The organism is Streptomyces sp. PKU-EA00015 (assembly GCF_013387495.1).
Classification (GTDB): Bacteria; Actinomycetota; Actinomycetes; order Streptomycetales; family Streptomycetaceae; genus Streptomyces.
Map to the genome: position 1 here is coordinate 41,971 of NZ_JABZEE010000007.1, position 25,897 is coordinate 67,867.

27 protein-coding genes are annotated in these 25,897 nt (G+C 70.8%); 19 read left to right on the plus strand and 8 right to left on the minus strand.

Features of this window, described 5'->3' with window-relative positions; genetic code table 11:
- Positions 1-37 precede the first annotated feature (37 nt).
- A complete protein-coding gene (locus tag HW130_RS06600) occupies positions 38-928 on the minus strand; it encodes a helix-turn-helix domain-containing protein (RefSeq protein WP_177148483.1) in 891 nt (296 codons plus the stop codon).
- Positions 929-1,000: 72 nt separating this feature from the next.
- On the opposite strand from HW130_RS06600, the gene HW130_RS06605 reads away from it, so the two are divergent.
- Together HW130_RS06605 and HW130_RS06610 are read left to right on the plus strand one after the other, a co-directional pair.
- Entirely contained in the window at positions 1,001-1,582 is a 582-nt protein-coding gene (locus HW130_RS06605) for a TIGR03086 family metal-binding protein (RefSeq protein ID WP_177148484.1), read from the plus strand.
- Between the two features lie 241 nt (positions 1,583-1,823).
- Complete coding sequence (locus HW130_RS06610) at positions 1,824-2,699, plus strand: glycosyltransferase family 2 protein (RefSeq protein WP_177148485.1); 876 nt, start codon at positions 1,824-1,826, stop codon at positions 2,697-2,699.
- 24 nt (positions 2,700-2,723) lie between these two features.
- Here HW130_RS06610 and HW130_RS06615 read toward each other — a convergent pair whose 3' ends face one another.
- Positions 2,724-3,278, minus strand: a complete 555-nt coding sequence (locus HW130_RS06615) for a hypothetical protein (protein ID WP_177148705.1) — start codon at positions 3,276-3,278, stop codon at positions 2,724-2,726.
- A 116-nt stretch (positions 3,279-3,394) separates the two neighbouring features.
- Here HW130_RS06615 and hemL point away from each other — a divergent pair, with 116 nt between their 5' ends.
- The 8 genes from hemL (at position 3,395) to HW130_RS06655 (ending at position 11,540) form a co-directional block, all read left to right on the plus strand.
- Entirely contained in the window at positions 3,395-4,711 is a 1,317-nt protein-coding gene (gene hemL / locus HW130_RS06620; RefSeq protein ID WP_177148486.1) for a glutamate-1-semialdehyde 2,1-aminomutase, read from the plus strand.
- A complete protein-coding gene (locus HW130_RS06625; protein WP_177148487.1) occupies positions 4,708-5,388 on the plus strand; it encodes a histidine phosphatase family protein in 681 nt (226 codons plus the stop codon). Before hemL ends, HW130_RS06625 begins: the two co-directional genes overlap by 4 nt.
- A gap of 119 nt (positions 5,389-5,507) precedes the next feature.
- Positions 5,508-6,755 (plus strand): hypothetical protein, encoded by a 1,248-nt coding sequence (locus tag HW130_RS06630; protein ID WP_177148488.1) that lies wholly within the window; start codon positions 5,508-5,510, stop codon positions 6,753-6,755.
- 68 nt (positions 6,756-6,823) lie between these two features.
- Entirely contained in the window at positions 6,824-7,423 is a 600-nt protein-coding gene (locus HW130_RS06635) for a TlpA disulfide reductase family protein (RefSeq protein ID WP_177148489.1), read from the plus strand.
- A gap of 4 nt (positions 7,424-7,427) precedes the next feature.
- On the plus strand, positions 7,428-8,192 hold the full coding sequence (locus tag HW130_RS06640; protein WP_177148490.1) for a cytochrome c biogenesis protein CcdA: 765 nt from the start codon (positions 7,428-7,430) through the stop codon (positions 8,190-8,192).
- A 6-nt stretch (positions 8,193-8,198) separates the two neighbouring features.
- Positions 8,199-9,887, plus strand: a complete 1,689-nt coding sequence (locus HW130_RS06645; RefSeq protein ID WP_177148491.1) for a cytochrome c biogenesis protein ResB — start codon at positions 8,199-8,201, stop codon at positions 9,885-9,887.
- Complete coding sequence (gene ccsB, locus HW130_RS06650) at positions 9,884-10,975, plus strand: c-type cytochrome biogenesis protein CcsB (RefSeq protein WP_177148492.1); 1,092 nt, start codon at positions 9,884-9,886, stop codon at positions 10,973-10,975. The genes HW130_RS06645 and ccsB overlap by 4 nt, the downstream gene beginning before the upstream one ends.
- Before the next feature lie 49 nt (positions 10,976-11,024).
- Positions 11,025-11,540, plus strand: coding sequence for an SRPBCC domain-containing protein (locus tag HW130_RS06655; protein WP_177148493.1), 516 nt, complete (start codon positions 11,025-11,027; stop codon positions 11,538-11,540).
- A gap of 12 nt (positions 11,541-11,552) precedes the next feature.
- Here HW130_RS06655 and HW130_RS06660 read toward each other — a convergent pair whose 3' ends face one another.
- The 4 genes from HW130_RS06660 to HW130_RS06680 all read right to left on the minus strand — a co-directional run bounded on the left by HW130_RS06660 (position 11,553) and on the right by HW130_RS06680 (position 16,312).
- Positions 11,553-13,058 (minus strand): ABC transporter substrate-binding protein, encoded by a 1,506-nt coding sequence (locus tag HW130_RS06660; protein WP_177148494.1) that lies wholly within the window; start codon positions 13,056-13,058, stop codon positions 11,553-11,555.
- Positions 13,058-15,127 (minus strand): hypothetical protein, encoded by a 2,070-nt coding sequence (locus tag HW130_RS06665; RefSeq protein WP_177148495.1) that lies wholly within the window; start codon positions 15,125-15,127, stop codon positions 13,058-13,060. Before HW130_RS06665 ends, HW130_RS06660 begins: the two co-directional genes overlap by 1 nt.
- A gap of 144 nt (positions 15,128-15,271) precedes the next feature.
- Positions 15,272-15,724 carry a nucleoside deaminase gene (locus HW130_RS06670; protein WP_177148496.1) on the minus strand — a complete coding sequence of 151 codons (453 nt, stop codon included), beginning with the start codon at positions 15,722-15,724 and terminating at the stop codon, positions 15,272-15,274.
- A 201-nt stretch (positions 15,725-15,925) separates the two neighbouring features.
- Positions 15,926-16,312 (minus strand): PLD nuclease N-terminal domain-containing protein, encoded by a 387-nt coding sequence (locus tag HW130_RS06680; protein WP_177148497.1) that lies wholly within the window; start codon positions 16,310-16,312, stop codon positions 15,926-15,928.
- An 89-nt stretch (positions 16,313-16,401) separates the two neighbouring features.
- Between HW130_RS06680 and HW130_RS06685 the strand changes: the two genes are divergently transcribed.
- The 3 genes from HW130_RS06685 to HW130_RS06695 are packed head-to-tail and all read left to right on the plus strand — an operon-like array spanning position 16,402 to position 19,466.
- A complete protein-coding gene (locus HW130_RS06685) occupies positions 16,402-17,853 on the plus strand; it encodes a menaquinone biosynthesis decarboxylase (protein ID WP_177148498.1) in 1,452 nt (483 codons plus the stop codon).
- Positions 17,850-18,752 carry a menaquinone biosynthesis prenyltransferase MqnP gene (gene mqnP, locus HW130_RS06690; protein WP_177148499.1) on the plus strand — a complete coding sequence of 301 codons (903 nt, stop codon included), beginning with the start codon at positions 17,850-17,852 and terminating at the stop codon, positions 18,750-18,752. Before HW130_RS06685 ends, mqnP begins: the two co-directional genes overlap by 4 nt.
- Before the next feature lie 51 nt (positions 18,753-18,803).
- Complete coding sequence (locus HW130_RS06695; protein ID WP_177148500.1) at positions 18,804-19,466, plus strand: UbiX family flavin prenyltransferase; 663 nt, start codon at positions 18,804-18,806, stop codon at positions 19,464-19,466.
- Here HW130_RS06695 and HW130_RS06700 read toward each other — a convergent pair.
- Positions 19,463-19,609, minus strand: coding sequence for a hypothetical protein (locus tag HW130_RS06700; RefSeq protein WP_177148501.1), 147 nt, complete (start codon positions 19,607-19,609; stop codon positions 19,463-19,465). The two genes, HW130_RS06695 and HW130_RS06700, sit on opposite strands and share 4 nt — an antisense overlap.
- Before the next feature lie 131 nt (positions 19,610-19,740).
- Between HW130_RS06700 and HW130_RS06705 the strand changes: the two genes are divergently transcribed.
- The 6 genes from HW130_RS06705 (at position 19,741) to HW130_RS06730 (ending at position 25,045) form a co-directional block, all read left to right on the plus strand.
- Positions 19,741-20,196, plus strand: a complete 456-nt coding sequence (locus HW130_RS06705) for an Lrp/AsnC family transcriptional regulator (protein ID WP_177148502.1) — start codon at positions 19,741-19,743, stop codon at positions 20,194-20,196.
- A gap of 103 nt (positions 20,197-20,299) precedes the next feature.
- Positions 20,300-21,463 carry an aminofutalosine synthase MqnE gene (gene mqnE, locus HW130_RS06710; protein ID WP_177148503.1) on the plus strand — a complete coding sequence of 388 codons (1,164 nt, stop codon included), beginning with the start codon at positions 20,300-20,302 and terminating at the stop codon, positions 21,461-21,463.
- A 109-nt stretch (positions 21,464-21,572) separates the two neighbouring features.
- Positions 21,573-22,097, plus strand: coding sequence for a GNAT family N-acetyltransferase (locus HW130_RS06715; RefSeq protein WP_177148504.1), 525 nt, complete (start codon positions 21,573-21,575; stop codon positions 22,095-22,097).
- A gap of 179 nt (positions 22,098-22,276) precedes the next feature.
- Positions 22,277-22,573 carry a DUF4229 domain-containing protein gene (locus HW130_RS06720; protein ID WP_177148505.1) on the plus strand — a complete coding sequence of 99 codons (297 nt, stop codon included), beginning with the start codon at positions 22,277-22,279 and terminating at the stop codon, positions 22,571-22,573.
- Positions 22,574-22,846: 273 nt separating this feature from the next.
- The gene (locus HW130_RS06725; RefSeq protein ID WP_375256511.1) at positions 22,847-24,181 is read left to right on the plus strand and encodes a dicarboxylate/amino acid:cation symporter; all 1,335 of its coding nucleotides are present in this window, start codon (positions 22,847-22,849) and stop codon (positions 24,179-24,181) included.
- A 201-nt stretch (positions 24,182-24,382) separates the two neighbouring features.
- Complete coding sequence (locus tag HW130_RS06730; protein WP_177148507.1) at positions 24,383-25,045, plus strand: TetR/AcrR family transcriptional regulator; 663 nt, start codon at positions 24,383-24,385, stop codon at positions 25,043-25,045.
- A gap of 52 nt (positions 25,046-25,097) precedes the next feature.
- Here HW130_RS06730 and HW130_RS06735 read toward each other — a convergent pair whose 3' ends face one another.
- Positions 25,098-25,712 (minus strand): hypothetical protein, encoded by a 615-nt coding sequence (locus HW130_RS06735; protein WP_177148508.1) that lies wholly within the window; start codon positions 25,710-25,712, stop codon positions 25,098-25,100.
- Positions 25,713-25,897 lie beyond the last annotated feature (185 nt).

The following is a 25,897-nucleotide window of genomic DNA, read 5'->3' on the forward strand; positions in this document are numbered from 1 at the left end:
TAGGGGCGGGGCACGACGAGGGCCCGTACGGCGGGACTCAGTGCGCGGAACGTGCGTACGCGGTCGGCGGGACGCCCACCGTCGCGGTGAAGTCCCGTACCAGGTGGGCCTGGTCGCTGTAGCCGAGTTCGGCGGCGAGCGCGGACCAGTCGAGCGCGGCCGGATCCGTCTCGGCGCGCTCCAGCGCCTCGTGGATGCGGTAGCGGAGGATGACCCACTTCGGGCCCACGCCGACGTACGCGGAGAAGAGCCGTTGCGTCGAGCGCGTCGACACACCCTCCCTGGCGGCGAGTTCGGCGACGCGCCGGATCGAGCGGTCGGCGCGGACCCGGTCGACCAGGGCCATGGCCTGCGACGCCTGCGGGTCCGGCGCGGGGGCGAGGCCCAGGAGGAAGGCGTCCAGGGCGGCGACGCGGGCGTCCTCGTCGTCCGGGCCGACGACCCGGCGGACCTCCGCGGCGACGTGCGACGTCCCGGCCGCGACCGGCCCGACGGGTCCCTCCGATCCGTCCGGCTCGTCGGGGCCCCGTACCGGGCCCAGGTCCGCGTACGCCTGGGTCAGCGGGACCCGCCGGCCCGTCCAGTCCGACACCGGGCGGCCCGGTGCGAAGGGCCGGAACCCGCCCGGCCGGAACTGCACGCCGCACACCCGCCCTCGGCCCTCCAGCTTCTGCGTGAACAGACCCTGGCCGATGCCCGCGACCTCGGCCCACGGCTCCTCGTCGCCGTACTGCTGGAACACCAGGTTCACGGACGGGTGCGGCACGACGTGGGAGGCGTACGGCTCGGTCAGGTCCCAGTCGATGAGCCAGTAGTGCTCGAGGTAGGGGCGCAGTTCGGGGGCCGGCTCGCGGCGGCGGAAGTCGACGCGGGCGAGCAGCTCCCGGGCTTCGACGATGCCCCGGGTGTCGCGTCGCGGACCTGCCATGCGCCGATCCTAATCCGGCGACTGTCGCGTTTCTTCAAGACGGGGGAGGCGGCGCTGCCTACGGTCGGACGTATGACGAACACCATCAGCGACCTGTTGCGAGCAGCCGCCGAACGCTCCGTGCCGGTGGTGCGCGGCATCACCGACGACCGGCTCGGCGATGCGACGCCGTGCGCCGAGTACGACGTGCGGCAGCTGGTCGATCACCTCTTCCAGGTGGTGGTCAACTTCCAGCTGCTGGCGGCCAAGAAGGACGCCGACTTCTCCGCGGGGCCGGACCGCGCCGGGCACGGCGACTGGCGCGAGGAGTTCGCGGCGGAGGCCGAGGCGCTCGTCGAGGCGTGGGCTGCGCCGGGAGCGGACCAGGGCGCCACGGGCGCCATGAACATGTCGGCGAGCCTGGTCGGAAGGATGGCGCTCGGCGACCTCGCCGTACACGCCTGGGATCTCGCGCGGGCCACGGGACAGGAGTACACGCCGGATCCGGTGGTGGTCCGCGAGGTGCTGACCGCGTTCGGGGAGCTCGCCCCGACCGCCCGCGCGATGGGGGTCTTCGGCGAGGAGTACCGGCTGCCGGACGGGGGAGCGGGCGCGTCCGACCTCGACCGGCTGCTGGCGCTGACGGGGCGCGACCCGGGATGGCGCCGGCCCTAGCGAGCACGCGGGCCACGCGCTCCGGGCGCGAGCGGCGCGGATGAGGCGTGCGTCACCACCCCAGGTGACCGGCGAGCGCGCCCCGTACCGTGCACCGCCGCCGGTCACGGGCGGGTGCGCCCCCTGCACGTCCACGGCCGTCGGTCCGTGCGCGCGCCCGTGCGTGTTCACCTTCGTACATCTGCCGGACGGACACCGTTAAGCTCGCGGGTCACGACCGGCAACAGATGGAGATGTGGACGTGTCCCGAGCGCGTGTGGGTGTGGCCGTACTGACGATGGGCTCCCGCCCTGCCGAACTGCGGGCCCTGCTCGACTCAGTGGCCGCTCAGGACCATCCCCCCACCCGTGTCGTCGTGGTCTCCAACGGTGCCCCGCTGTCCGAACTGCCGGCAGGCGTCACGGGCGTCGAGCTGCCCGAGAACCTCGGCGTGTCCGGCGGGCGCAACGTCGCCATGGAGCGGCTGCGGGAGTTCGGCGACGTCGACGTGCTCGTCGACCTGGACGACGACGGGCTGCTCATCGAGACGGACGTCTTCAGCCGCATCGCCGCGATGTACGACACCGACCCCGCGCTCGGGATCGTCAGCTTCCGCATCGCCGACGAGACCGGTTTCACCCAGCGCCGGCACGTGCCGCGCATCGGCAAGGCCGATCCGCTGCGCGGCGGCCAGGTGACCACGTTCCTCGGCGGCGGGCACGCCCTGTCGATGCGGATGCTGGAGCGGGTCGGCGGCTGGCCGGACGACTTCTTCTTCACGCACGAGGAGACCGATCTCGCCTGGCGCGCCCTGGACGACGGCTGGAAGATCCTCTACGCCCCCGAGCTGGTGCTCCAGCACCCCCGTACGCCTCCCACCCGGCACGGCGTCTACTACCGGATGACCGCCCGCAACCGTGTCTGGCTGGCGAAGCGGAACCTGCCGGCCCTGCTCGTGCCCCTCTACCTGGGCTCGTGGACCGCGCTCACCCTGGCGCGCACCCGCTCGGCGCCGGGTCTGCGCGCCTGGTTCGGCGGATTCGCCGAGGGCGTCCGTACACCGTGCGGAGAGCGCCGTCCGATGCGCTGGAGCACGGTGTGGCTCATGGCCCGGCTCGGCCGTCCGCCGGTCGTCTGACCGGCGGACGAGGGGCGCGCGGGGTCAGGGCCACACCAGGCAGTACGGCTGGTGGCCCGCCTCGTGCAGACGATGGCTGAAATCCTGCCATTCGTGCAGCAATTGGTAGACGTTGAACGCGTCCCGGGGGCCGCCTCGGTCCGGGACCGTCGACCAGATGAACGCCGCTGCGCCCACCGACTCCTCGCCGATGCCCCGCAGCGGGTCGACCACGGTCATCGGGAGCTTCACCACCGCGTAGTCGGGGTGCAGCACGACGAGCTCCAGCGGCGGCACCTTGTGCAGCGGCATGCCCTGGATACCGGTCAGCACCATCGCGGCTATGGTCTCCGGCTTGATCTTGGTGAACATGCCGCCCATGCCGAGCTCGTCACCGCCCAGCTCCTCGGGGCGCATCGAGATCGGCACCCGTGCCGCCGTGGCGCCGTCGGGCGCACCGAAGTACTTGTACGTCACCCCCAACCGGCCGCTCCTGCCTCCCACGGGGTCATCCGCTTCGCCTCGCCGGTGCTTTCCGCGCCGGGCAGGCTCAGGACCCAGGTCGTCGGTCCCCTCGCCCAGTCCGCCACCGCGATGCATATCTCCACCCGACCACTCGCAGCCCCCGCCGCGCAACCAGATCATCGTGACAGTGACCTCCCCCACGAACGAGTGGTGAAACACCTGTCCGCAAGATCGCCCGGGCCTCTGAGACCATGGTTTCCGTGAGCTTTCCCTATGACGCCCCAGTTTCGCAGACGCTTTTCGACCGCGCGTCCCTCGTGACGCCCGGCGGCGTGAACTCTCCCGTCCGTGCCTTCCGTGCCGTGGGCGGTACGCCCCGGTTCATGGTGTCCGGCACCGGCCCGTACCTGACCGATGCCGACGGCCGCGAGTACGTCGACCTCGTCTGCTCGTGGGGGCCGATGATCCTCGGGCACTCCCACCCCGAGGTCATCGAGGCGGTGCAGGCGGCGGTCGCCCGCGGCACCTCCTTCGGCACGCCGGGCGAGGGCGAGGTCGCCCTCGCCGAGGAGATCGTGGCCCGTGTCGAGCCCGTCGAGCAGGTACGTCTGGTCTCCAGCGGCACCGAGGCGACGATGTCGGCGATCCGGCTGGCCCGCGGTTTCACCGGCCGGTCCAAGGTCATCAAGTTCGCCGGCTGCTACCACGGGCACGTCGACGCGCTCCTCGCCGCGGCGGGCTCCGGGGTCGCGACGTTCGCCCTGCCGGACACGCCCGGTGTCACGGGGGCTCAGGCCGGTGACACGATCGTGCTGCCGTACAACGACCTGGAGGCCGTGCAGGCGGCGTTCCACAACCACCCGGGCGAGATCGCCTGTGTGATCACGGAGGCCTCGCCGGGCAACATGGGCGTGGTGCCGCCGCGGCCCGGCTTCAACCAGGGGCTCAAGGACGCCTGCGCGAAGAACGGCGCGCTGTACATCTCCGACGAGGTGATGACCGGCTTCCGCACCTCGAAGGCGGGCTGGTACGGCGTCGACGGCGTGGTGCCCGACCTGATGACGTTCGGCAAGGTCATGGGCGGCGGGTTCCCGGCCGCCGCGTTCGGCGGGCGCCGGGACGTCATGGCGCACCTCGCGCCGGCCGGTCCCGTCTACCAGGCGGGCACGCTGTCCGGGAACCCGGTGGCGACCGCGGCGGGCCTCGCGCAGCTGCGCCTGCTGGACGACGCCGCGTACGAGAAGGTGAACGCGGTCTCGCGGCAGATCCAGGCGCTGGTGACGGACGCCCTGACCGAGGAGGGCGTGGCGCACCGCCTGCAGACGGCGTCCAACATGTTCTCCGTCTTCTTCACCCCGACCGAGGTCAGGGACTACGAGGACGCGAAGAAGCAGGAGGCGTTCCGCTTCAACGCGTTCTTCCACTCGATGCTCGCCGACGGGGTCTACCTGCCGCCGTCCGCGTTCGAGTCCTGGTTCGTCTCGACCGCCCACGACGAGCGGGCGATCGAGCGGATCGCGGCCGCGCTGCCCGCCGCCGCACGAGCCGCAGCGGAGGCCACCGCATGAGCACCAGGGACATCACCGTCGTCCATCTCGTGCGCCACGGCGAAGTGCACAACCCGGACGGCGTCCTCTACGGCCGCCGCAGCGGCTACCACCTCTCCGAGCTCGGCCGGCAAATGGCCGACCGGGTCGCGGAGCACCTGGCGGCCCGGGACATCACGCATGTCGTCGCCTCCCCGCTGGAGCGGGCCCAGGAGACCGCCCAGCCGATCGCCAAGTCGCACGGCCTGAGCCTCGAGACCGACGAGCGGCTGATCGAGGCGGCCAACGTCTTCGAGGGCAAGACCTTCGGCGTGGGCGACGGCGCGCTGCGCCAGCCGGCCAACTGGAGGCATCTGACGAACCCGTTCCGGCCGTCCTGGGGCGAGCCGTACGTGGAGCAGGTCGTGCGGATGTCGGCCGCGCTGGAGGCGGCGCGGGACGCGGCGCGCGGCCACGAGGCCGTGTGTGTCAGCCACCAGCTGCCGATCTGGGTCGTGCGCAGTTTCGTCGAGAGGCGGCGGCTGTGGCACGACCCGCGGCGCCGGCAGTGCACCCTCGCCTCGCTGACCTCGTTCACGTACGAGGGGAACAGGATCGTGTCGGTCGGATACTCCGAGCCGGCCCGGGATCTCGTCCCGCCGCACCTTCTCGCCGGCGCCAAACCCGTGAAGGGCAAGTCCAAGGCATTCGGCGCCTAGGGAAATGGCGTAGAAAAACCCGTCCCGCACATCAGGAACCCCCGCGTTCCACACGGCATCTCTCCCTGTGCCGGTTTGGAAAGGCTCCCCCCGACCAGGGGAGCGCGGATGGGGACGATATGCGCGACATCACTCGACGGGGATTGCTCGGAGCGGGACTTGGGGCCGCGGCCGCGGTCACCGTGGCGGGCTGCGGCTCCAGTGGCCCGGGCGGTGCCGGAGGTGGTGTGCCCGGCCGGGGCGGTGACCAGGGCAAGGGCGCGAAACCCTCACCTTCGGCGACGCGGGGCCGGCCGATCGGCGACGGCTCCACGTCCGACACCGGGAAGCAGCCCCATCAGCCGGAGCGTCCCGTTCCGCTGGAGCCCGGACAGACGCCGCCGCAATTCGTGATCTTTTCCTGGGACGGTGCGGGTGAGGTCGGCAACGGTCTCTTCCCGCGTTTTCTCGAACTCGCCAGGAACCACGGCGCGGCGATGACCTTCTTCCTCTCCGGTATCTATCTGCTGCCCGAGTCGAAGAAAACGCTCTACCGTCCGCCGAACAACTCGATCGGCGCCTCGGACATCGGTTATCTCACCGACGAGCACATCAAGGACACGCTGAAGCACATACGCCAGGCATGGCTCGACGGCCATGAGATAGGCACCCACTTCAACGGGCATTTCTGCACCGGTTCCGGATCGGTCGGCAACTGGTCGTCGGCGGACTGGCGCAGCGAGACCGACCAGGCTGTGAAGTTCGTCACCGAATGGCGTACGAACAGCGGCTGGCACGACATCGATCCCCTGCCTTTCGACTACCGCAAGGAACTCGTCGGAGGCCGCACGCCGTGTCTTCTCGGCCAGGCCGAGCTCCTGCCCGTCGCGAAGCAGCTGGGCTGGCGGTACGACGCCTCCTCGCCCGGCGGCCGCCAGATGTGGCCCGACAAGCGGCTGGGCATCTGGGATCTGCCGCTCCAGCAGGTGCCGTTCCCCGGGCACTCCTTCGAGGTGCTGTCCATGGACTACAACATGCTGGCCAACCAGTCCCACCATGCGACGCAGGGCGTGCCCTCGCGTTTTCCGGGCTGGCGCAAGCAGGCGACGGAGGCGTATCTCGGGGGATTCACCCGGGCCTACGAGTCCAATCGCGCACCGTTCTTCATCGGCAACCACTTCGAGCAGTGGAACGGCGGCATCTACATGGACGCCGTGGAGGAAGCGCTCAAGGGCATGGCCGGCAAGAAGGACGTACGGCTGGTCTCCTTCCGGCAGTTCTGCGACTGGCTCGACGTGCAGGATCCGCAGGTGCTCGCGAAACTGCGCACGCTTCAGGTCGGCGAGTCCCCCGCGGGCGGCTGGAACGCATTCCTCAAGGCTTCCTGACAAGGGGCCTTATCGGGCACGCAGGGGGGTGCGGAAGATCGCCGCCGGGGCCATGCGAAACTTTTCACATGAGCCTGAGCCGTGCCCCCCGCGCCGCCCTGTCGACCGCCCTGGTCGCCGCAGGTGCGCTCACCCTGTCGGCCTGTGGCGAGGGCGGGAAGTCCGGGGGCGGCGGCGACACCAACTTCGTCACCGGCTCCGGCGGCATCGACACCGTCGCCAAGGGGGAGCGGCAGTCCCCGAACGAACTCAAGGGCGAGACCCTGGAGGGCGAACCGCTCGACGTGGCCGGCCTCAAGGGCAAGATCGTCGTGATGAACGTCTGGGGATCATGGTGCCCGCCGTGCCGTTCCGAGGCCCCCTATTTCGCGAAGGTCGCCAAGGAGACCAAGGCGAAGGGCGTCGAGTTCGTCGGGATCAACACCCGGGACAGCAAGAAGGGCCCCGCGCTCGCTTTCGAGAAGGACTACGGAATCGAGTACCCGAGCCTGTACGACCCGATCGGCAAGCTGATCGTCAACGGCTTCCCCAAGGGCAGCCTCAATCCGCAGGCCATTCCCTCCACGATCGTGCTCGACCGGGACGGAAAGATCGCGGCCCGCTCGCTCAAGGCGCTCGACGACGAGGAACTCCACAAGATCATCGACCCGTTGATCGCGGAGAAGTGATCCCGTGACGTTCCTTGCCGCGGCACCGGACGTGTACGACACGGTCTTCGGCGGCGCCCTGCTTCTCGCTCTGCCCATCGCCGTGCTCGCCGGCCTGGTGTCCTTCTTCTCGCCGTGCGTGCTGCCGCTCGTCCCCGGCTATCTCTCGTACGTCACCGGGGTCACGGGCACCGACCTCGCCGAGGCGAAGCGCGGCCGGATGGTCGCCGGCGCCTCCCTGTTCGTCGTCGGCTTCACCGCCGTGTTCGTGTCCGGCGGGGCGCTCTTCGGCTACTTCGGCTCCACCCTCCAGGGGCACCGGGAGATCCTGTCCAAGGTCCTCGGCGCGCTGATGATCCTGCTGGGTGTCTTCTTCATGGGCCTGATGCCCTGGCTCACCCAGCGCGAGTTCCGCATCCACAGGCGGCCGGTGTCGGGCCTGCTGGGCGCGCCGCTGCTCGGCGCGCTGTTCGGGATCGGCTGGACGCCGTGCATCGGACCGACGTTGTCCGCAGTGACGGCGCTCGCCGCGAGCGAGGCCAGCGCCGGCCGCGGGGCGCTGCTGACCGTCGCGTACTGCCTCGGCCTCGGCCTGCCGTTCGTCCTCGCGGCGGTGGCGTTCCGCAAGGCGCTCGGTGCGTTCGCCTGGGTCAAGCAGCACTACGCATGGGTGATGCGGATCGGCGGCGTGATGATGATCGCGACCGGTCTGCTGCTGCTCACAGGTGTCTGGGACACCATGGTCCAGTCGATGCAGAGCTGGTCCAACGGTTTCACGGTGGGGATCTGAACGTCCATGAGCACGTACGACACCGACGAACGCGAACTCGGCGAGGCCGGCGCACAGCTGTCCACCGCCCCGACCGACAATGCGACGGACCAGGCCGTCGGCGGCCCCGCCCTCGGCGTGATCGGCTGGGCGCGCTGGTTCTGGCGGCAGCTGACCTCCATGCGGGTCGCACTGATCCTGCTCTTCCTGCTCTCGCTCGGCGCCATCCCCGGCTCCCTCGTCCCGCAGAGCAGCGTGGACGAGATGAAGGTGCAGGCGTTCAAGGACCGTCACGAGGTCCTCGGGCCCCTCTACGAGAAGCTGCAGTTCTTCGACGTCTACAGCTCGGTGTGGTTCTCGGCGATCTACATCCTGCTGTTCGTCTCCCTCATCGGCTGCATCGTGCCCCGCTCCTGGCAGTTCGTCGGCCAGCTGCGCGGCCGCCCGCCGGGCGCGCCGCGGCGGCTGACCCGGCTGCCCGCGTACACGACGTGGCGCACGCAGGCCGAGCCGGAGCAGGTGCGCCGGGCGGCGCTCGCTCTGCTGCGCGGACGCCGCTTCCGCGCCCACGAGGCGGGCGACGCGGTCGCCGCCGAGAAGGGCTACCTGCGCGAGGCCGGCAACCTGGTCTTCCACGTGTCGCTCATCGTGATGCTCGTGGCGTTCGCGGCGGGCCAGCTGTTCAAGTCCGAGGGCGGCAAGCTGGTCGTCGAGGGCGGCGGCTTCTCCAACACGCTCACGCAGTACGACGACTTCAAGTCCGGTTCGCTGTTCGACACCGACGACCTGTCCCCGTTCAGCTTCACGCTGGACAGCTTCACCGGCACGTACGCGAAGAGCGGCCCCCAGCGCGGCACGCCGCGCACCTACGAGGCCGCCGTGACCTGGTCCGGGCCCGGCGGCACCGAGAAGAAGCAGGTCATCGAGGTCAACAAGCCGCTGGAGGTGGACGGCACCAAGGTCTTCCTCAACGGCCACGGGTACGCCCCCGTCGTCACCGTGCGGGACGGCAAGGGCGAGGTTGTTTTCCAGGACGCGGTGCCGCTGCTGCCCATCGACAACAACGTCACCTCCACCGGCGCCATCAAGGTGATGGACGGCTACCGCGACAAGGACGGCCGCAAGGACCAGCTCGGCTTCCAGGCGTTCTTCGTGCCGACGTTCGCGGGAGACGGCAAGGGCGACATGTTCTCGCAGTTCCCGGGCCTCGAGTACCCCGTGCTGGCGCTCACCGGCTACCACGGCAGCCTCGGTGTCGACGCGGGCCTGCCGCAGAACGTGTACCAGCTCGACACCCGCAAGATGAAGCAGTTCACGAACGCCGACGGTGACATCCTCAAGCAGCGGATGCGCCCCGGCGAGACCATGAAACTGCCGGACGGCGCGGGCTCCATCACCTTCGAGGAGGAGGTCAAGGAGTGGGCGACCTTCCAGATCACGCGTCAGCCCGCCACCGGCTGGGCGCTGACCGGCGCGATCGCCGCCATCGCGGGCCTTGCCGCCTCGCTGTTCATCCAGCGCCGCCGCGTCTGGGTACGGGCCGTGCGCGGTGAGGACGGTACGACGGTCGTCGAGATGGCGGGCCTCGGCCGCAGCGAGTCGGCGAGGCTCCCGGAGGAACTGGCCGACCTGGCCGCGACCCTCCACTCAGAGGCGCCGACGGCGCCTCAGCCCGAAGACATCCCCGCCGTTCCTGCCGAAGGGGCTGAGAAGTGACTCTCGCCGCCGCAACCGCCGCCGCAGCCAACGAGAACCTGGCGCAGATCAGCAACTACCTGATCTATTCGTCGATGGCCGTCTACACGCTGGCCTTCTTCGCGCACATCGCCGAGTGGCTCTTCGGCAGCCGCAGCAAGGTGGCCCGCACGGCCGCCGCGCTCACGGCCCCCGCGGAGGAGGCCGCCGCCCCGCCGGTCACGGTCACGAAGGCGGGCGCGACCGCGGTCCTCGAGAGGCCGAAGGTCGTCACGCGGGCCGCGAGCGGCGCCCGGGACGTGCCCGACGGCCCCGGCGCGCACGGCGGCACCGAGCAGGGCGACCTGTACGGCCGCATCGCCGTGTCGCTCACCGTCCTCGCGTTCCTGCTGGCGGCGGCGGGTGTCGTCGCCCGTGCCCTGTCCGTGCAGCGGGCGCCGTGGGGCAACATGTACGAGTTCTCCACGACGTTCTCCACGGTCGCCGTCGGCGTGTACCTCGCCCTCCTGCTGGCCGGGAAGAACATCCGCTGGGCCGGCCTGCCGCTGGTCACCACCGTCCTGCTGGACCTCGGCTTCGCCGTGACGTACCTGTACACCGAGAGCGACCAGCTGGTGCCGGCCCTCGACTCGTACTGGCTGTGGATCCACGTCTCCACCGCGATCTTCTGCGGTGCCGTCTTCTACCTCGGCGCGGTCGGCGCGGTGCTCTACCTCTTCCGCGACGCCTACGAGCGCAAGCTCGCCCGCGGCGGGCAGCCCGGCACGTTCGCCACGTCGGTCATGGAGCGGCTGCCCTCGGCCGCCTCGCTCGACAAGTTCTCCTACCGCGTCAACGCGGCCGTCTTCCCGCTGTGGACGTTCACGATCATCGCGGGCGCGATCTGGGCCGGCGACGCGTGGGGCCGCTACTGGGGCTGGGACGCCAAGGAGGTCTGGTCCTTCATCACCTGGGTCGCCTACGCCGCCTACCTGCACGCCCGCGCCACGGCCGGCTGGAAGGGCCGCAGGGCCGCGTACATCGCGCTCGTCGCGTTCCTGTGCTTCCTGTGGAACTACTACGGCGTGAACATGTTCGTGAACAGCCTGCACTCGTACGCGGGCGTCTGAGGCCGCCCGTGAGGTAGCGCCCGCGCCGCCCCCGCGGGACGCTGGAGGCATGAGTGACGTGATCCCCCAGGGCACCGTCGAGACCCGGGACGACGGCACTCACCTGCTGCGGTACGAGCTGCACCTGCCGCATCCGGTGATCCGGGTATGGGCCGCCGTCGCCACTCCCGAGGGTCTGCCGACCTGGCTCTGCGCCGCCGACCTGCTCGAGCCCCGGGTGGGCGGCGCGGTCAGGCTGCGCTGGCTCAACACGGACGCGGAGGGTCGCCACACCTTCGCCGAGGGCCATGTCACGGCGTGGGACGTGGAGCGGGTCGCCGAGTACACGGTCACCGTGCACGGCCGCATCCGCTTCCACCTGGAACCGCACGGCGACGAGGCCACGGTGCTCCGCTTCACCAACGAACTGCGCTGCGACGACGAGGTGCTGCTCGACTGCCTGGCCGGCTGGCACAACCACTTCGAGCTGCTGGTCGCCGCGCTGGAGGGCAGGCCGACCACCGACTGGTCGACCTGGACCTCGGAGCGCTGGCAGCAGCTGCGGGACGCCTACGCGACCGCCTGAACGCGGAGCCGGTCAGTCCTTCCTGGCGATGCAGTCCACCGGCGGCGGCTTCTGGTCCGGCCAGGAGAACTCCTGGAACTGCAACGTCCCGTCGGCGGCGAGCCGCACGATCGGCACCGCCTTGTTCCGCGGGTTGCCGTAGTTGTCCAGGCAGATCCAGCCGCTGGCGCCGTTCACCCGGAGCGAGCCCGTCAGGTGCGGCCACTGCGCCGTCACATCGGCCAGCGCCGGAGCCTTCGCCGAGGTGCCGGTCGCGCGCCGGATGCCCTGCACGGCCGTCGCCATCGCGTCGTGCCCGATGATCGTCTGCCCGTCCTGGAGCTGGTTCGGCCCGATCTCGGCGCGCAACTCGGCGATCGCGTCGGCCAGTTGCCGGTACGCCGCCGCCGAGCCGCCCGTCGCGGGCAGCGACCGCCCGGGCGCCTCGACCCAGGAGTCCGGGTGGGCGAGCGCCGCGTACTTCAGCGTCACCCGCGGCTCGTCCTCGCCCGGCCGCAGCGCCAGCGCCTGCCGGTCCAGCCTCTCGTCCGAGCCCAGGTAGGACGCCTCGTCACCGGTCAGAACGGTGAAACCACGGCTCGCGCAGCCCGCCTTGCCGAGCTCGGAGACGAAGATCCGCAGCGGGGTGTGGCGGCCGGCGAAGAACACCGTGTGGGCGTCGGTGTCGCAGATGTAGTGGGCGATGCTGTTGAAGACGTTGCCGAGATTGCCCGGGTTGTCCGGCTCCTTGCTCGATGTGAACTGCGTCGGCTCGTAGACCTGGTCCGGCAGCTGCTCGTTGAACGCCTCGCGCAGCGTCTGCGCGTAGCGGTCGTCCGGATTCGTGTCGTACACGAGCAGCGCGCTGCGGTCGACGGACTTGGCGTGCGACACCAGCGCCCGGGCCTCGTCCCTGTTGGTCGGGGACACCCGTGCGAGGCCGGGGACGTTGGTGATGTCGTCGGCCGTGATCGTCGAGCCCACCATCGGGATGTGATGACGGGCCAGCAGGGCGACGGCCTGCTTGTTCGCGGTGTTGCTCGTCGCGATGCCGGTCACCGCGCGCAGCTGCTCGGGACCGTCCGCCATCGCGACCAGCTGGTTCGCCACGGTCTCCCAGTGGTGGCCGAGGTCGCCGGTGTTGGCCAGCAGGACACGGATCTTCGGCGGCCTGCCCTCGGCCCGGTTGGCGAGCTTCTGCTGGACGTACACCCCCTGGAGCTCGTGGCGCATCTTCGTCAGCTGCTCCGGCGCCCTGGAGCTGAACGGCATCATCACCGCCACCGAGACCGTCAACTGCTCGGAGTCCTCCGCGCTCCGGTTCTCGACGGCGATGGCGCGCGCGACCTCCCGTATCTCCTTCACCCCGAAGTCGTAGCCGGTCGCCGAGACACCGATGCATTCGTCGCTGCCCTCGGGTTTCACCACGCCCTTCGCGCACGAGCGGTTCTGATCGAGGACGCCCGGCCCGAACAGCACGCCCAGCACGACCGCGGTCACGGCTCCGACCCCGATGAGGATCTTCGTCAGGTTGTTCATCAGTCCATCCCCCCACTCGCCCGGCCCCGCCGGGAGCAGTCGCACTCCCGCAGCGGACGGCCCGACCGGATGCTCTCCGCCCAGTGCGTGGCGGCGTCGGTGAGTACGGAGCTGTCGGCGACGTCGTCCCGCAGGGCGTGCAGCGCCCCGTGGACCGCCGCCTCCAGCCGCGCCTCGGGCAGCTCCAGCCAGTCCTGCGCCAGCCAGGCGGCGTTCAGCAGCCGCTCGACGCGCCGCTGCGGCTCACGGTGCCCGCCGGTGAACGCCAGCCTCCGCCGCTCCGACAGCCCCTCGAAGCCGGGCGCGGACGCGATGTGCAGCAGTTCGTCCAGCCAGGCGGCCGTGTCCGCGCGGCCGAGCGAGCCGGTGAGATACGCGACCGCGCCGCCGGTCCGGCCGATCGCCAGCTCGTGGTGGTACGCCTGCCAGGAGTCGGGTCCGGCCGCCGCGTAGTGCATCACGAGCCGCGAGTGCATGCCGAGCCACGACGAGTGGTCGGTGTCCAGGTGGTAGAGCCGGTGCAGGAGCAGGGTGCGCAGGCAGTGGTCGGCTACGAAGTGCCGGTCGCAGCGCGGCCATCCGTCGGAGTCGAGCGCGTGGCGCAGCTCCGGCGTCGTCATGCCGGCCGCCGCCGGGAGCAGCAGCTCGGCGGAGCGCGCGTCGGCAGCCGGGGACACCCGGGTGAGCAGGTCGCCCAGCTCCCCGGGGGCGAGCTCCTCCCGCAGCGCCTCGGCGACCGTCGGCCCGGTGTCCGCCTGCCGCGGTGTCGCCGGCCGGTGCCGCAGCAGCGAACGCAGCGTCAGCGTCGCGAGGGCGGTCGGCGCGGGCGGCCCCGCCGGGCCGGGCGGCACGGCGGCGTCGGCCGCCGTCCGCAGCTCCTCGATCGCGTCCGTCATCCGGGTCATGGCCAGCGGCCGTCCGCCCGTGAACCGGTAGAGCGCGCGCGGCAGTCCGGGCGGCAGCATCGCGTCCGGATCGACGTGGCTCAGCAGCCCGTCTGAGGTCTCGGGACCGGCCGGCGGCAGCGGCGGATACGGCACCACGACCATCGGGTGCACGCACAGCCCGTCGCCCCGGCCGCCCGCGAGGCCCACCGCGGAGCTGAGCGACGCCAGCCCGTGCGCGCCCTGCAGGACCGGCGGATCGCCGCGCCGGAACGCCGCGTACACCACCACCCGGTCCGGATGGCCGGTCGACCGGTGGGTGAGGCAGTCGCGCACCAGTTGCTCGCCCAGCTCGTCGTGGGCGTTGTCGAGCAGCATCAGCGGGCGGCCGGTGCGCAGCAGCCAGCCGCCGGCCGTCCGGTACGCCTCCTCCAGGTCGGCCCGCAGCGCCTGACCGAGGAAGTACTCGGCCCGCCGCCGCTGGTCACCGCCGAGCCGGAAGTGGCTGCCCAGCAGGGTCAGCCCCCAGCGGGCGCTGCCCTGCGCGCCCGGATAGGCCGCGTACCAGCCGACGGCCTTGCGGCTGCCGCGCTGGAACAGCTCCTGGAGCAGCACCTCCACCGACACCTCGATGAACTTCTGCACCGGCGGCAGCGGCATGGGCAGCGCCGCGTACGCCGCCATCAGCTTGGCCACCCAGCTCTGCACGACCGCCGCCCAGTTGCCCCGGGACGGCGAGATCAGCTCCAGGCGGCGCAGTTCGGCGGCGATGCGCTCGTCCTGGTCGGCGTTCCACGTGCCGGAGGCGACGGCGACGAGCCCCGCGAACAGCCGGGTCATGTGCAGCGTCGGCGCCCGTGCGGGCCCGGCGCTGGTGAAGCCGATGCCGAGCAGCCGCAGCGCCTCCGTCAGCAGCGAACGCGACTCCGGCGACTCGGCCGCGCCGGTGCGCAGCGTGTCGTCGGCGCAGTCCAGGTACGCGGTGGGCGTGACCGGTCCGCAGACGTCCCGCAGCCAGGCGAAGTCGTACGACTTGCCCATTCCGCGGCCGCCGACGACGGCGACGACGGGAGGCGGCAGGGCCTTGCAGGAGGGGCGGAACTTCCGGCCGGCGACCTCGGTGCCGGTGAGATGGGACGTGAGCTGCGCGAGCAGTTCGCTCCTCGCGGCGAGTTGATCCCTCAAAAACGACTCCCGAGCGGTCAAGTGGCGCCGGGGGACAAGTAGTTGAAGACGATGATATGACCCGCGGGGCAGGCGGGCGAGGGGATTGACGCGCTTTCGTGTTCAGTCCGTTACGCGCCGTCGCGGGGCTCCGGCGGCACCGGCTCATGCATCGCCGATGTCCTCGCTCCACAGCGCCGGATGACCTTCGACGAAGTCCCGCATCATCGCCGCGCACCCGGGATCGTCCAGCAGCACGATCTCCACGCCGTGCTCCGCCAGCCAGTCGTGCCCGCCGTGGAAGGTCCGCGCCTCGCCGATCACGACCCGGGAGATCCCGAACTGCCGCACCAGCCCGGAGCAGTACCAGCACGGCGAGAGCGTCGTCACCATCGTGGTGCCCCGGTACGACCGCTGCCTCCCGGCCGCCCGGAACGCCGACGTCTCGGCGTGCACCGACGGATCGCCGTCCTGCACGCGCCGGTTGCGGCCGCGCCCCAGCAGCGAGCCGTCGGCCCCGTACAGCGCGGCTCCGATCGGGATGCCGCCCTCGGCGAGCCCCGCACGGGCCTCGGCGACCGCGGTGGCGAGCCACCTGCGGGCCTGAGCATCGTCCATGCCCGGACTCTTCCCGGGCGGGCCCGGCACCACCCCATCGACACGGCCGATGGGGCCATCGGCAGGACGCCACTGGCCCGTGGACCGGCGCACGGGCCCGTTCGCAGCGTCAGGACCGGGCGTACCTCAGCTCGGCGGCGGCCCGGGTGAAGCCGAGGACGGTGGCGACCTTCTCGAAGGTCACCAGGAGCCGCAGCTCCATCAGCCGTCCTTGTCCTCGCCCTGCTCGCGGCGCTTGAGCTCCTCCTCACGGCGGCGCAGGTCGGCCTCCCAGTCCTTGAGGAGCGACTCGTCCTTCTTGTTCTCGTCCTTGATGGACTTCAGGAACTCGGGGTTGTCGTCGGGAGCGACCCAGTCCATGCGGTGGTTGCGGTGCCACTCGGAGGGGGTGCGGCCACCCGCCGGGGCGTGCCGCATCTTCCCGGCGGCGAACCAGACGATCGGCCCGACGATCCAGAACAGCAGGATGATGAAGATCCAGGCGAGCTTGGGCAGATGCTTCGCCTCGTCCTCGGGCGTGTTCAGGCAGTCGATGAACGCGTAGATCGTCAGCGCCAGCGGCAGGATGTACATCAGCGCCCTGAGCATGTGGGACAGCCCCCTGGAGACTTGGGCGGAGCCGTGTTCTCCGGCCCCGGTGACGGGCCCAGGGTAGCCCGTGGCCGATACTTGGCCCCATGGCTTACGACGATCTTCGCTCCTTGCTCCGGGCGCTGGAGCGCGAGGGCGACCTCAAGCGCATCAAGGCCGAAGTCGACCCGTATCTGGAGGTCGGGGAGATCGTCGACCGGGTCAACAAGGCCGGCGGCCCCGCCCTGCTCTTCGAGAACGTGCGCGGTTCGGCGATGCCGCTGGCGATGAACGTGTTCGGCACCGACCGCCGGCTGCTCAAGGCGCTGGGACTGACGTCCTACGACGAGATCAGCGACAAGATCGGCGGACTGCTCAGGCCCGAGCTGCCGCACGGGTTCGTCGGGGTGCGAGAGGCGTTCGGCAAGCTGGGCTCGATGGTGCACGTGCCGCCGAAGAAGGTGAAGGACGCGGCCGTGCAGGAGGTCGTCCTCACCGGCGACGACGTCGATCTGGACGCCCTGCCCGCGCTGTTCACCTGGCCCGAGGACGGCGGCTCCTTCTTCAACCTGGGACTCACGCACACCAAGGACCCCGAGTCCGGTGTGCGCAACCTCGGTCTGTACCGCCTCCAGCGCCACGACCGGCGCACCATCGGCATGCACTGGCAGATCCACAAGGACAGCCGCAACCACTACCAGGTCGCCGCCAGGCGGGGCGAGCGGCTGCCGGTCGCGATCGCCTTCGGCTGCCCGCCGGCCGTCACGTACGCGTCGACGGCGCCGCTGCCCGGCGACATCGACGAGTACCTGTTCGCGGGGTTCGTCGCGGGCAAGCGGATCGAGATGGTCGACTGCAAGACCGTGCCGCTCCAGGTCCCGGCGAACGCGGAGGTCGTGCTGGAGGGCTGGCTGGAGCCGGGGAAGATGCTTCCCGAGGGCCCGTTCGGCGACCACACCGGCTTCTACACGCCGCAGGAGCCGTTCCCGGCGCTGACGATCGACTGCGTGACGATGCGCAAGCGGCCGCTGCTCCAGTCGATCGTGGTGGGCCGGCCGCCGACGGAGGACGGCCCGCTGGGCCGTGCCACCGAGCGCTTCTTCCTCCCGCTCCTCAAGATCATCGTGCCGGACATCGTGGACTACCACCTGCCGGAGTCGGGCGGTTTCCACAACTGCGCGATCGTCTCGATCGACAAGAAGTACCCGAAGCACGCGCAGAAGGTCATGCACGCGATCTGGGGCGCGCACATGATGTCGCTGACCAAGCTGATCGTGGTCGTCGACGCGGACTGCGATGTCCACGACCTGCACGAGGTCTCCTGGCGTGCGCTGGGCAACACGGACTACGCCCGTGACCTCACGGTCGTCGAGGGCCCGGTCGACCATCTCGACCACGCCTCCTACCAGCAGTTCTGGGGCGGCAAGGCGGGCATCGACGCGACGCGGAAGCTCCCCGAGGAGGGCTACACCCGCGACGGCGGCTGGCCCGAGATGGTCGTGTCGGACCCGAAGACGGCGGCGAAGGTCGACCGCCGCTGGAAGGAGTACGGCCTGTGACCTCCGCCGCCGCGGCCGTCCCGCAGCCCGGACGCACCAGGGCGTTCCTGCGTCTGGTGATGATCGAGCACTCGGTCTTCGCGCTGCCGTTCGCCTACATCGCCTCGCTCACCGCGATGTTCCGGCTCGACCGCACCGTCCACTGGGGCGAACTGCTGCTCGTCACCGTCGCGATGGTCGGCCTGCGGACGTTCGCGATGGCGTGCAACCGGATCATCGACCGGGAGATCGACGCCCGTAACCCGCGTACGGCCTCGCGCGAGCTGGTGACCGGCGCGGTGTCCGTCCGCTCGGCGTGGACGGGCGCGCTCGTCGCCGTCGTCGTCTTCCTCGGTGCCGCGGCCCTGCTCAACCCGCTGTGCCTGGCGCTCGCGCCCGTCGCCGTGGTGCCGATGGTGGTCTATCCGTACGGCAAGCGGTTCACGAACTTCCCGCACGCCATCCTCGGGCTCGCCCAGGCCATGGGGCCGGTCGGCGCGTGGATCGCGGTCACCGGCGCGTGGTCGTGGGAGGCGGTGATCCTCGGTCTCGCGGTGGGTGTGTGGATCGGCGGCTTCGACCTGATCTTCGCGTGCCAGGACGTCCAGGCCGACCGGGCCCACGGCGTGAAGTCGGTCCCCGCGCGCTTCGGCATCCCGGCGGCGCTGTACGGGGCGCGCGGCTGCCACGTCGTGACGATGGCGCTGTTCGTCTGGTACGCGCTGGCCACGGACGCGGGGGTGTTCCTGTGGCTGGGGCTGGTGATCGTGGCGGCGGCGTTCCTCTACGAGCACACGATCGTGCGCCCGCACGACCTGTCGCGTCTGAACCGGGCGTTCTTCACGGTGAACGGTTTCATCGGGATGGCGTTGTTCGTGTGCGCGCTGCTGGACCTGGTGGTGCGCGGCCTCACGGTCTGACCGGCCCGGGGCCTGGGGCCGGATAGGCTCACCCATGTGGAGCCGCAGGAGATGAACAGTCGTCGGCCGTGGGTCGTGGGGGTGTCGGGTGCCTCCGGCACGCCGTACGCCGCCGCCGTGCTGCGGGCGCTGCTCGCCGCCGGCGAGAGCGTGGACCTCGTCGTCAGCCGGGCCTCGCGGCTGACCCTGCTCGACGAGACGGGGATCGCCTTCCGGGACGCGCACTGGCGGGACGACCTGCGTCAGTGGCTGGCCCGCGGGGCGGACGGCAAGCCCGACACGTTCGACGTCGACGTGGCCGGGGTGCGCCACTGGGCCGCGGGGGACCTGGCCGCCGGTCCGTCGTCGGGGTCGTACCCGGTCAAGGGAATGCTGATCGTGCCCGCGTCCACCGCCTGTGTGGCGGGTGTGGCACTGGGGCTTTCGAAGGACCTTCTCCAGCGGGCCGCGAGCGTGACGCTCAAGGAGCGGCGCCGGCTGGTGGTCGCCGTGCGGGAGACCCCGCTGAACGGGCAGACGCTCAAGCATCTGGTGACGCTGGACGAGGCGGGCGCCGTGGTGCTGCCCGCCTCTCCGGCGTTCTACGCGGGGGCGACGCACATCCAGGATCTGGTGGACTTCGTCGCCGGGCGGGTGCTGGACGCGGCCGGGGTGCCGCATCGGCTGTACCGCCGTTGGGAGGGGGAGCTCGGTGGTGGCTCCGCGGACGATTAGCTCTTCCTGCCGCGGCGCGGTGCGCGGGTCCGGTCGGCCCGGCGGGCGGCGGAGGGCTGGTGGGCACGCGAGCGGTTGGCCAGCTCCTGCAGCTGTCGCATGTGGGCGTAGGCCATCTCGATCGTGTACACGGTGAGTGTCATCTCCTGTATGGATCCGGATCCTTGTGGGATCAGCTGTGATCGTTTGAGTAATTCGCAGGGTGTCGGCCCTGCTTGCCTTAGATTCTACACGTAAACTTGCGCTATCGCTGAATAATGGAAGGCTTGAGTCTATGGACGCCGTGGATAGGCAGCTCATCCAGGCCCTGCGCGAGAACGGCAGGGCCTCGTACGCCGAGCTCGGCCGGCTCGTGGGGCTCTCCGGCCCCTCCGTGACCGACCGCATCAACCGCCTGGAGGCGGCGGGGGTCATCACCGGCTACCGCGCCACCGTGGACGCGGCCTCGCTCGGCCTCGGCGTCACGGCCCTCATCGGCATCTCGCTCTCGGACGCCGCCGACCACGAGGACGTCGCCCGCCGGCTGCGGGACCTCGCCGAGATCGAGGACTGCTGGTTCATCGCCGGCGACGACTCGTACATGCTCAAGGTGCGCGCCAGCGACGTCGACGGCCTGGAGAAGACCATCCGCCGGCTCTCCGGCACCCGCGGCGTCTCGCGCACCCGCACCACGATCGTCCTCTCCACCAAGTGGGAGAACCGCGTCGGAGACCTCCCCGACGAGGCGTGAGTCACCCGCCGCCCGCCGTACCGCCCCGCCCGTGAAGGGACGCCAGGGCGGGGGAGTACGGTGGGCGGAGCCTGTTTTACGTGGAGATATGGGAGGCGGCCAGGTGGACGCGGGACTCAAGCGCGAGCTGGAGGAGAAGGTCCGGGCCGGTGAGCGGCTGACCCGTGAGGACGGCATCGCGCTCTACGCGTCGGACGACCTGGCCTGGCTCGGCGGTCTCGCCCACGAGGTCCGCACGCGCAAGAACGGCGACGTGGTCCACTTCAACGTCAACCGCCACCTCAACATGACCAACGTGTGCACCGCGTCGTGCGCCTACTGCTCGTTCCAGCGCAAGCCGGGCGAGAAGGACGCGTACACCATGCGCATCGAGGAGGCCGTCCGCCTCGCCAAGGCGATGGAGAACGAGAACCTCACCGAGCTGCACATCGTCAACGGCCTCCACCCCAACCTGCCGTGGCGGTACTACCCGCGTTCGCTCAGCGAGCTGAAGAAGGCCCTGCCGAACGTCTCGCTGAAGGCCTTCACCGCCACCGAGATCCACCACTTCGAGACCATCTCGGGGCTGTCCGCCTCCGAGATCCTCGACGAGCTGATCGAGGCCGGCCTCGAATCGCTGACCGGCGGCGGCGCGGAGATCTTCGACTGGGAGGTCCGCCAGCACATCGTCGACCACCGCACCCACTGGGAGGACTGGTCGCGCATCCACCGCCTGGCGCACGAGAAGGGCCTCAAGACCCCGTGCACGATGCTGTACGGGCACATCGAGGAGCCGCGCCACCGCGTCGACCACGTCCTGCGGCTGCGTGAACTCCAGGACGAGACCGGCGGCTTCCAGGTCTTCATCCCCCTTCGCTACCAGCACGACTTCGTCGACATGCAGGACGGCAAGGTCCGCAACAAGCTGCAGGCGCGCACGACCATGGCGACGGGCGCGGAGGCGCTGAAGACCTTCGCGGTCTCCCGCCTGCTGTTCGACAACATCCAGCACGTCAAGGTCTTCTGGGTGATGCACGGCGTGCAGACCGCCCAACTCGCCCTCCAGCACGGCGCGGACGACATGGACGGCTCGGTCGTCGAGTACAAGATCACGCACGACGCCGACAACTACGGCACGCCGAACAAGCTCACCCGCGACGACCTGCTCGACCTGATCCGCGACGCCGGCTTCCGCCCGGTCGAGCGCAACACGCGCTACGAGATCATCCGCGAGTACCCCGGCCCGGACGCCTCCCGCCGTGAGTCCCCGCAGCCGATGCGTGTCTGACGCCCAGTGACTCCGCCCCCGCGGTCCCCGGCCCGGGGGCGGAGCGCCGTCCGTCTCGGACCCTGGAATTCTGTGTTCCCGCCGCCGGGCCTTTCCTACGCTGGGGCGCATGGCTCTCACCTTCGAACTCGATCCGCCCGGTGGGCCGGCTCTGCGTGACGGCGTGCTGGAGCTGTGGGCCGACGTCAGCAATGCCGGCGGGGCCGTCGGCTTCGTGCCGCCCGCCACGGTCGACGACATACGTCCCGAGTGGGTCAAGCACCTGACGGCCATGGCCGAGGGCCGGATGAGGCTGCTCGTCGGGCGCGACGAGGACGGCGAGATCGCGGCCACGGCGTTCCTCGCGCTCAACACGCACCGCCTGATGACCCACTGGATCTGGCTCTACACCGTCATGGTCCACCCCCGTCACCAGGGCAAGGGCTGCGGCCGCGAGCTGATGGCCGCCGCCGCGGAGGCCGCCCGGGGTCTGGACGGCATCGAGGCGATACGCCTCACCTGCCGGGGCGGCACCGGCGCCGACCGGTTCTACAGCGCCTGCGGGTACAAGGAGGTCGGCCGCGTACCGGGCGCCATCCGCGTCGCGGACGGCGACGACCGCGACGACGTCATCATGCTCCTGCCGCTCAACTGATCCGCCCTCCCTCCCCCAGCCACCGCCGGTTGGTGCCCCCACCGGCCACCACCCCTCATGCAAGCCCTGGGGGCCGCCCCGCCCTCCCGCCCCCTTTCATGCAAGCCCTGCGGGCCGCCCCTTTTGTCGGGCGTGCTTCACTGGACGGGCACCTCTGTCGTCAAGGAAGAAGGCCCGCCGTGTCCGCAGGAAAGTCGAGCGCCGCGATCCGGTACACCGCGCTGCGGCTCGCGATCTTCGTCGGCTGCTTCGTCGTCGTCGCCGGTCTCGTCCAGGTCGGCGCCCTGCCCAAGGGCCTCGGCGACGCCAACTTCGCCTGGGTGGTCCTGCTCGCCCTCGTGCTCTCCGCACCGCTGAGCTTCGTGCTCCTGCGCAAGCAGCGCGACGCCATGTCCGAGCAGATCGTCACCAAGGTCGACCGGGCCAAGGCGCGCCTCGAGGCCAACCGCTCGCAGGAGGACGGCGTCACGCGGTAGGGGCGGGCGCCCTGGGCCGACGGGGATCGTCCCCAAGGGGAGCTTTGAGGTTCTCAAAGTTCAAGTGTTAACGTGTTCGGCATGAAGACAGCAGTGCGCCATCACACCGCCGCGAGCGTCCCGCTCGTGGCGCGCCTGCATGTCGATCTGTGCCGCTGTATGTCCGCGGTCTGTTGCCGCCAGTTCTGACCCGGCATCACAGCGGCGCCGCGCATCCGCGCACGGGCGCCGCATCCCTGTTCCCCGTCTGTCCCCGCTACGCCCCTGTGGAGTGTGCCCGTGTCCGCGACCACTGTGTCCGCGTCCGGTAACCGCATACCGAAGATCCCCTTCTGGGCCCAGATCGTCGCCGGTCTGGTGCTCGGCGTCCTGCTCGGCTGGTTCGCCCGCAGCCAGGACGTCGCCTGGCTGAAGGACACGCTCGACCAGGTCGGCTCGATCTTCGTCCAGCTGCTGAAGCTGGCGGTCGCGCCGCTCGTCTTCTTCGCGATCCTGGTCTCGATCACCAATCTGCGGAAGGTCAACAACGCCGCCCGGCTGGCCACCCGCACCCTGCTCTGGTTCATGATCACGTCGCTGATCGCGGTCGCCATCGGCCTCGCCATCGGCCTGGTGACGAACCCCGGCGCCGGCACCGGCCTCACCCCGAAGGACGGCCAGAAGCCCGAGCACGCCGGCTCCTGGATCGACTTCCTCACCGGCATCGTGCCGACCGACGTCATCACGCCCTTCACCGAGCTGAACGTCCTTCAGATCGTCTTCATGGCCGCCGTCGCCGGCGTCGCCGCGCTGGGGCTCGGCGACCGGGCCAAGCCGATCCTCGCCCTGAGCGAGTCCGTGCTGGAGCTGCTGCAGAAGGCCCTGTGGTGGGTCATCCGCCTCGCGCCGATCGGCACCGTCGGCCTCATCGGCTTCGCCATCGCGGACTACGGCTGGGACCTGATCGGCAAGTACGCCACCTTCACCGCCGACGTCTACATCGGCTGCGCCCTGGTCCTGTTCGGCGTGTACCCGCTGCTGCTGGCGACCGTGGCCAAGGTCAGTCCCGTCCAGTTCTTCAAGGGCGCCTGGCCCGCCATCCAGCTGGCGTTCGTCTCCCGCTCCTCGGTCGGCACCATGCCGGTCACCCAGAAGGTCACCGAGCGCCTCGGCGTCCCGAAGGACTACGCGTCCTTCGCCGTCCCGTTCGGCGCGACGACCAAGATGGACGGCTGCGCCGCGATCTACCCGGCGCTCGCCGCGATCTTCATCGCGCAGATCTTCGACGTGCAGCTGGGCATCAAGGAGTACGTGCTGATCGCGTTCGTCTCGGTCGTCGGATCGGCCGCCACGGCGGGTCTGACCGGCGCGACCGTGATGCTGACGCTGACCCTGTCCACGCTCGGCCTCCCGCTGGAGGGCGTGGGTCTGCTGATGGCGATCGATCCGGTCCTCGACATGATGCGGACCGCGACGAACGTGGCCGGCCAGGCGCTGGTCCCCGTCCTGGTCGCCGCCCGCGAGAACATCCTCGACCGCGACGCGTACAACGCGGCCACCTCCTCCCCGATCGACGGGGCCGAGGTGCAGGGCGCCGAGCGCGAGGTCGCGGTCCCGGCCGCCGCGTAACGGCCCCTCCACAGGCCAAGCGCCCCGGATCCGGCGGATCCGGGGCGCTCCCGCGTTCGCGGGGCGGCGCGGCGCCGGGGAGCGGGACCGATCACATCCGGACGATCTTTCTCCTGGCCGTTCCCCGCTGTTCGGTCCGTCCTTCCCGCGGGTCGTAGTCTTACCGCTGGGTAAGGGCACGGGGTGGGAGGAACGTCGACAATGGGTGCTGTGAAAGGCGTCAGGGCCAAGCGGATGCCGCGGGCCGTGCGCGAGCAGCAGATGATGGACGCCGCCGTCCACACCTTCGGGCAGCGGGGCTACCGGGCCGCGTCGATGGACGAGATCGCCGAGCTGGCGGGGGTCTCCAAGCCGCTCGTCTATCTGTATCTGAACTCCAAGGAAGAGCTCTTCACGGCGTGCATCCGGCGGGAGGCCAGAGCCCTGACGGAGGCCGTGCAGGCGGCCGTCGAGCCGGGTCTCCCGGTCGACCGGCAGATGTGGGCCGGCCTGGAGGCGTTCTTCCGGCACACCGCCGAGAACCCCGACGGCTGGGCCGTGCTGCACCACCAGGCACGTACGCACGGCGAGCCGTTCGCCGCCGAGGTGGCGAGGATGCGCGAGGACATCGCGGCCTTTGTGACCGGCCTGATCGCGGCCGCGGCCCGGCAGGGCGTGCCGCCGGCGGGGTACCGCGACGCGGAGCTCGCCGAGCGGGACGTGGCCGGCCTCGCCCAGGCGCTGGTGGGCGCCGCCGAGTCGCTCGCCGGCTGGGCGAACGAGGCCGGTGAGGTCTCGGCCAAGGAGGCGGCGGGCCTGCTGATGAACTTCGCCTGGACGGGGCTCGATCGGCTCATGCGCGGGGAGCGCTGGAGCCCGCGGTGACGTCCCCGGGCACGGCTCGCCGTCGCCGAAGTCCGGTCGGCGTTCCATGGCGTCAGGACGGCGGCGGACTCTCCACCATGACCACCTCGAACTCCTCCAGCGACCGCAGGGTCGCCCGCGCCTTGCTCGTGGCCTCGCCCCGCAGCGCGGCGACAGGACTGCGCGAGGCCGCGAGGCTGTCCTTGTCGGCGTAGAGCGTGCCCACCGCCCCGCGCCCGGCGGCACGGTCGACGAGGAGCGATCCGCCGAGGAAGCCGGGCATGGTCCGCAGCCGTGGCAGGACGCCGTTCTCGAAGGCGTCGACCAGGCTGTCTGCGTCGGAGGGGGCGAAATCCAGCCGGGCCAGCCGGAAGCGGGCGCCCTCGGGGACCGACTCCGCGCGGGCTGCGACCGCGGCCTCCCAGTTGTCGACCGTCACGGTCGTCGCGAACGACGACAGCACCCGGGCGCGCACCTGCCCCATGCGGTCGGCGCTCGCCCGCATGGCCGCTTCGTCCTCCCACCACGTCCCGGTCACCAGCTTGCCGAGCTCGCGGTCCGCGAACATGCCCGCGCCGCGGAAGCCGGGTTCCGCGACGAGTCGCTGTCTGCCTTCCGTGGTCAGTGCCTGCACGGCCTGGTCGAGCGTGGCCGGATCACCCGTCGCATACGTCGTACGAACGAACATGACTCCATGCGACGTCCGGTCCGCACGGCAGGCAAGGCGGTCCGTGCGTTCGGGTGACGAGTCCCCATGCCGCGCGCGACGGCGCGGGGGAACCGAACAGCCGGGCGAAGCGCCGGCCGGGCGGCAGTGCGCACTCCGGAAAGGGCAGGAGCCCCGTTCCGCAGGGAACGGGGCTCCTTGGTACT